Origin of the sequence: Psychrobacter halodurans (assembly GCF_017498075.1) — a bacterium.
In the GTDB taxonomy this organism is placed as follows: domain Bacteria; phylum Pseudomonadota; class Gammaproteobacteria; order Pseudomonadales; family Moraxellaceae; genus Psychrobacter; species Psychrobacter celer.
In genome coordinates this window covers 1-5,077 of the sequence record NZ_JAGBKN010000047.1, presented here as the reverse complement: position 1 = coordinate 5,077, position 5,077 = coordinate 1, and the positions used below count along the sequence as shown (strand labels likewise).

At 39.3% G+C, this 5,077-nt stretch carries 6 protein-coding genes; 3 read left to right on the top strand and 3 right to left on the bottom strand.

Translation table 11 applies throughout. The annotated features are described in order from the left end of the window. Positions 1 to 433 precede the first annotated feature (433 nt). On the bottom strand, positions 434 to 1,384 hold the full coding sequence (gene repM, locus J3491_RS11795) for a replication initiation protein RepM (protein ID WP_084212265.1): 951 nt from the start codon (positions 1,382 to 1,384) through the stop codon (positions 434 to 436). 516 nt (positions 1,385 to 1,900) lie between these two features. Next, a complete protein-coding gene (gene mobV / locus J3491_RS11790) occupies positions 1,901 to 2,803 on the bottom strand; it encodes a MobV family relaxase (protein ID WP_243456387.1) in 903 nt (300 codons plus the stop codon). 458 nt (positions 2,804 to 3,261) lie between these two features. On the opposite strand from mobV, the gene J3491_RS11785 reads away from it, so the two are divergent. The 3 genes from J3491_RS11785 to J3491_RS11775 all read left to right on the top strand — a co-directional run bounded on the left by J3491_RS11785 (position 3,262) and on the right by J3491_RS11775 (position 4,165). Further along, on the top strand, positions 3,262 to 3,537 hold the full coding sequence (locus J3491_RS11785) for a hypothetical protein (RefSeq protein ID WP_207970345.1): 276 nt from the start codon (positions 3,262 to 3,264) through the stop codon (positions 3,535 to 3,537). A 90-nt stretch (positions 3,538 to 3,627) separates the two neighbouring features. Beyond that, complete coding sequence (locus J3491_RS11780; protein ID WP_102092462.1) at positions 3,628 to 3,912, top strand: type II toxin-antitoxin system RelB/DinJ family antitoxin; 285 nt, start codon at positions 3,628 to 3,630, stop codon at positions 3,910 to 3,912. Then, positions 3,899 to 4,165, top strand: coding sequence for a type II toxin-antitoxin system RelE/ParE family toxin (locus J3491_RS11775; RefSeq protein ID WP_015060936.1), 267 nt, complete (start codon positions 3,899 to 3,901; stop codon positions 4,163 to 4,165). The genes J3491_RS11780 and J3491_RS11775 overlap by 14 nt, the downstream gene beginning before the upstream one ends. A gap of 273 nt (positions 4,166 to 4,438) precedes the next feature. On the opposite strand, the gene J3491_RS11770 is transcribed toward J3491_RS11775, so the two are convergent. Continuing rightward, positions 4,439 to 5,056, bottom strand: a complete 618-nt coding sequence (locus J3491_RS11770; protein WP_207970344.1) for a trimeric intracellular cation channel family protein — start codon at positions 5,054 to 5,056, stop codon at positions 4,439 to 4,441. Positions 5,057 to 5,077: the final 21 nt, after the last annotated feature.

Sequence of the window (5,077 nt, the reverse complement as noted above, 5' to 3'; positions counted from 1 at the left end):
AGTGCCCCCGTCATTGCCTCTGCTGTAATACCAATAATGTAAACTATACTCAAAAGCATGGAATACTCACCTTAAATCTATCTGATAGTGTAAATAAAGGGGGATTGTAGAGATAAAGCTGGTGTATTACGAATGATAATTTGAATCGTTTTGAAAACATCGAGTATCAATCTATTCTAGTAACAGGAAAACAAAAAAATGCAACGTTATTGTCATTATTTGGTTTCAGTATCAGAGTCGGGCAGGAATGTACGAATAATAAAGCGAGAGGCCTTCCTAAATTTTGTGTAAGTAGTAATGCAAGCTAAATGTCAGTTACACAGAAACTAGGACACCCTCATCTCAGCGAGTTAAAACGTTGATACCATTAGCCCACAGCTTAGTGTTCAAGTCCTCACTAGGGAACCGAACCCATCTAACACACTCATCAGACCTAGTATTCAAGATATTCTTTGATAGGACGTTTATTAAACTGTGTAGGGTCTTTTTTAAGGCGGTTAATCATTTCAAATTCCCATCCTTGTTGTGACTGTCCAGCTAGGCTGGTAGGACTTACTAAATGATTGTATTCCGCCATAAAAGCAGGGTTACGAGCAATACGCCCTAGCTGCTTATCATTCAGTCCATCAACCGTGAACATATCTGCTGTACTGGCGTCGCGCTCCTTACTAACTACATCAGTCTTAGCTTTTGGCTTTTCATGAACAGTGAAAGTAAAACCTATAATTTTGCGTCCCTTTTTTACGTTCTCATATTTGACTTTAAGATCCGATTTTTTGTTAATCTCATCTGTAGCAAGGTCTAAAACACGTTTCTTAAAATCACACATCGCTTTGTATTCATTGATTCCTAGCCCCATCTGGTCTCTAAAAACCCCTATCTCAAAACATGGTGTTTTTTTAGCTGTGCGCCATTGCGTCAATAACTCATAAAGGCGTACTGAATAAACACTATCAAACTGTGTCGTTTGCTCTAGCAAATACGAGGTAAAAAACTGTTCTAAGCCATTGATACGGCTGATACCTTCTACAACAGCAAGAGTAAATACTATTTCTATTGCGCCCTCACCATCATGATATTGTACCTGCTGCAACCAACGGCTTTTAATCGGCTTACCATTATCATCAAGGTAGGTAAAACGTCTATTAAATAGGGTTTCTTCAGCTTCTTTCATGCGTTTATAGCCATTTTGCCGTGTAGTTTCAAATACCTCTGCATAACGAGTGGCATCAATTCGTAACGGCTTGTCTGTACTTAATCCTGTGGCTGTTTCTCTAGCATCAACTATGGCTAGTTGAATAATTCGCACTTCAGCCAATGATAAAGTTTGTAATGCCTGATTCAGTTGATTAGTTTTTACGACTAGGTTTTTTTTAGTGTGCATAACCATCTTATCCATAAGTGTTTAATGACATATTACATTAAGTCATCTAAAGGTCAAATTATAAATAGTCCTTTAATGGTAACTAAACGTCCTTTAATGGGTAACTAAACGTCCTTTAATGGGTAACTAAACGTCCTTTAATGGGTAACTAAACGTCCTTTAATGGGGTCCGAAAGTCAGTAACAGTAAGGGCTACAGCGAGCTTAAAAGCTATTAAAAGCATTAAAAGCATTAAAAGCATTTTCTTATTTTTTTTACTAACTGAAAAGATAAAAGAAAAAAGCCCTAGTTACCTCGAAATATCAGAGGCTTTTTTGTTCTCTTTTGGATCAGATAATCGATCAACACTTTCAAAATTATTTATCAGTTTATTTTTGACTTCATCCAAAGCAGTAGGTTTTTTAAAATTTATAAATTTTTTAGCATTCTATTGATTTTATTTTTCTTTAACCTTAGTAATGAGGTATAGAAACCACTCTATATGCCTACGTAATTAGATTTAACAGCCTTCATTCTCTATTTTGATAGATACCTAGCCCTTTCATATTTAACTCTCTCTGTGGCGATTTTACGGCTTTCTAGCTGCATTGCTTCATTCAATCTAGCGATTTCCTCTTGATTTAAACCTTGAATTGCCACTAGGTAAGGCTCAACACGTTTTTTAAGGGTGTCATAGCTCGCTTCCGCAACGTTTTTATCCAATCTAGCCTTCTCGTAGTCCATCAGGATGCTGTTTGCTGCCTTCACAGTGGGTTCTACTTGCTCAATAACGGCTATTGTGACCTTTTCCCCATATCTAGCCTTGCTTTCAAACATTTCAGGCTTAGGCGCTACGGTCGTAATACTAAAATCTCGCGCGTGATTGATGTCGTGGTAATACGCTTTGATGCTGGTATGTTTGGCTTTAGAGCCTTCCTTGCCCCTCGTTAGCCCTAAATCAGCGACCGTGTTGGCAAAATCGGTTTGCATCTGATTTAACTTAACCCTGCCGCCTAGAAAACCCTTACAGTTGAGCTTCCCTTTTTGGTCAATAGGAACGACATAAGCGACCAGCTGCGGTGTACTTATGTCCCGATGAATACTCATACCTGCAATATTTCCTTCTCCGTGTTTATCCATGAGCCACTGAGCAGATCGCTTAAAAAATTCAGCTTCTTGGCTTTTTCCCCAACCTTCCCATTCAGGACTGGCGGTGATCAAATACTCAATACATAGCACCGCATCAGCGCGTCTTTTTTCAGGAAGTCGATCTTTTATTGCCTGTTTGACGGCTTCAGGGGTCGCAACGCTATGATGATTTTTAGGGGTGAGGTTGGGGTTAGCATTGGGCGTTTCTATCGTTCGGTAGCTGTGTGCAAGACTGCCACCGATGTTGCCCATCGTCTTTAATTTTGCCGTCTTCAAAATTGCGTAGTTCATCGCCACTTTTTTCCTATAATTGGGTGTCATTTCATCAAAGTGTACTTACTACACCATAATTTCACCTGTTAGGAAAGCGTGATTTTTGGCGCAAAAGGCGGTAAAAAAGGGCTGTTTTTCGCTTTTTAGAGGCTAGGCTGTTTACAGATTGTAAACACCTTTTTTCTTTATAAATCAATAACTAAGAACGATTTTGTTTGCACTTTGCAAACACTTCGATTTCAATAAACCTAACAATATCAGCTATTTGGCAGTCCCTTTAGGGTGCGTATGGTGTAGTCATTAAATTAGGTGAGAAATAACGGATTTTTTATCTGTCGTAAAATCTGCTACAAAAAAGGGGTTATAAGAGCGTTACTTCTCATTTTTCACTGGCATAATCATAGCTTGGTACAAACAACTTATTAACCTAAAAAAATCATCTGTCGCTACAGATGATTCTAGTAGCGGAGTTATTTATGAGCATGATCGGTGTATCAGTAGCCAGTAGTAAAAGCCTTCAACTTGAAGCCACTCAAGAAGCCTACAATAGAGCTGTCGTGAAGCTTAATTTGCTATTGATTGACGATAAAACGCACGAAGAAGTGGTCAGAAGCAAGCTGTTTGAAGTCATGGGTGAAAGAAATCAGCTGGGGAAGTACTCCACTTCTGATCTGTATGTCATGCAAAAAAGCATTGAGAAAACGGTTGATGATTTTCTTGCTGGATTAAATGAGCAGACTATTACCCCTTAGATTAGCGAGAAGATAGAACGCTAAAGTTATTGAGGTTTAATCACCTTTCGCTTATATTGGGGGTACGAATATAAGCGAAAGGTGATTGCTATGACTACAACTAATTATAATATACGGCTTGACCAGGATCTGAAAGATAGGTCTTTTTCTGTTCTAGAAAGCTATGGACTAACACCTTCACAAGCCATAAGACTGTTCTTGAACCAAGTAGCCGATACTAATGCGATTCCTCTGTCTTTTGACTATCAACAACCTAAGCTCAACGCGCAAACACTTGCTGCTATTGCAGAGGTCGCGAGCGGTAAAGGCACTAAGTACGATAGCTTTGGTGATTTGATGGATGAGCTAGAAGGCGAGGCTGATGAGATCCATTGAAGTATCCAGTCAGTTTAAGAGAGATGCCAAAAAGAATTATCTAAGCTTGCTCACTCCTGCATGGGGCGAGGTGCTTAATTGTTTGACGAACGATATACCGCTACCGGCTAAATACAAAGACCATGCGTTGACCGGCAATCATAAAGGGTTTAGGGATTGCCATATTAAGCCTGATTTGGTGCTTATCTACCGTGTTCAGAGCGATACGGTAGATTTTGTTAGGCTGGGTAGCCATTCAGAGGTGTTTGATTAGCCTGTTTTAAGTGGTTCCACAATGACAGTCTGTTTTGAGTAGTCTGTTAATAGGTTTTTGGGGTGAAATAGCTGGTTCCGCTGGGGTATACCATACTTACTAAGCCTTAATGAAGCTTGTAAATATGCTAAAAATTAGCTAGATCAGCATATTTTTGGCGTTAACCACTCAAAAAAAGAGTCAGTATGATGGTAGAAAAATAGAGAGCCTTGAAGGCTCTCTGAAATAACACAGCTCGCTCGTAGACATCATTACAACGGTAGGATCACTATTTTATTTCGCATTCTCTAACAAACGAAATACGGGTAATCGCCACTTTGCTCTAACTGCTACCATACGGATTAAGTAACCAGTAACTAAACTAATAATGACGCTGACATTACTACTAATAGCAAAATGCTGAAGTATCAAATATAAACAAGCAATGATTAAAGAAACTGAAGCGTATAACTCATGATGTAAAACCAATGGGGTTTGGCGACATATTAAATCACGCAGCAATCCGCCAAAGACGCCTGTTGCAATGGCCGCAACTATACAAACACCGTAATGGAGTCCCATGTTAAGCCCTACTTGACAACCAATGATACTAAAGGCCGCCAGCCCTAAAGCATCCAAACGTATGAAAATGCCATTAAATTTAACAACCCATTTAGCCAACCAAGTCGTTATAAGGCCGGCCACACAGACAATTAATAAATATTTAGGATGTTCTACCCAAGTTAAAGGGTAGTTACCAAGTAGGATATCTCTTACACTACCACCACCTATCGCTGTTACACTCGCGATAAGCATAACCCCAAACCAATCCATATTCTGTCGTCCCGCGCTTAGTGCCCCCGTCATTGCCTCTGCTGTAATACCAATAATGTAAACTATACTCAAAAGCATGGAATACTCACCTTAAATCTA

Coding starts and splice junctions, on each gene's coding strand:
- J3491_RS11780 (WP_102092462.1), top strand. CDS start 3,628: ATGACTACAACTAATTATAATATACGGCTTGACCAGGATCTGAAAGAT.
- repM (WP_084212265.1), bottom strand. CDS start 1,384: ATGCACACTAAAAAAAACCTAGTCGTAAAAACTAATCAACTGAATCAG.
- mobV (WP_243456387.1), bottom strand. CDS start 2,803: ATGAACTACGCAATTTTGAAGACGGCAAAATTAAAGACGATGGGCAAC.
- J3491_RS11770 (WP_207970344.1), bottom strand. CDS start 5,056: ATGCTTTTGAGTATAGTTTACATTATTGGTATTACAGCAGAGGCAATG.
- J3491_RS11785 (WP_207970345.1), top strand. CDS start 3,262: ATGAGCATGATCGGTGTATCAGTAGCCAGTAGTAAAAGCCTTCAACTT.
- J3491_RS11775 (WP_015060936.1), top strand. CDS start 3,899: ATGAGATCCATTGAAGTATCCAGTCAGTTTAAGAGAGATGCCAAAAAG.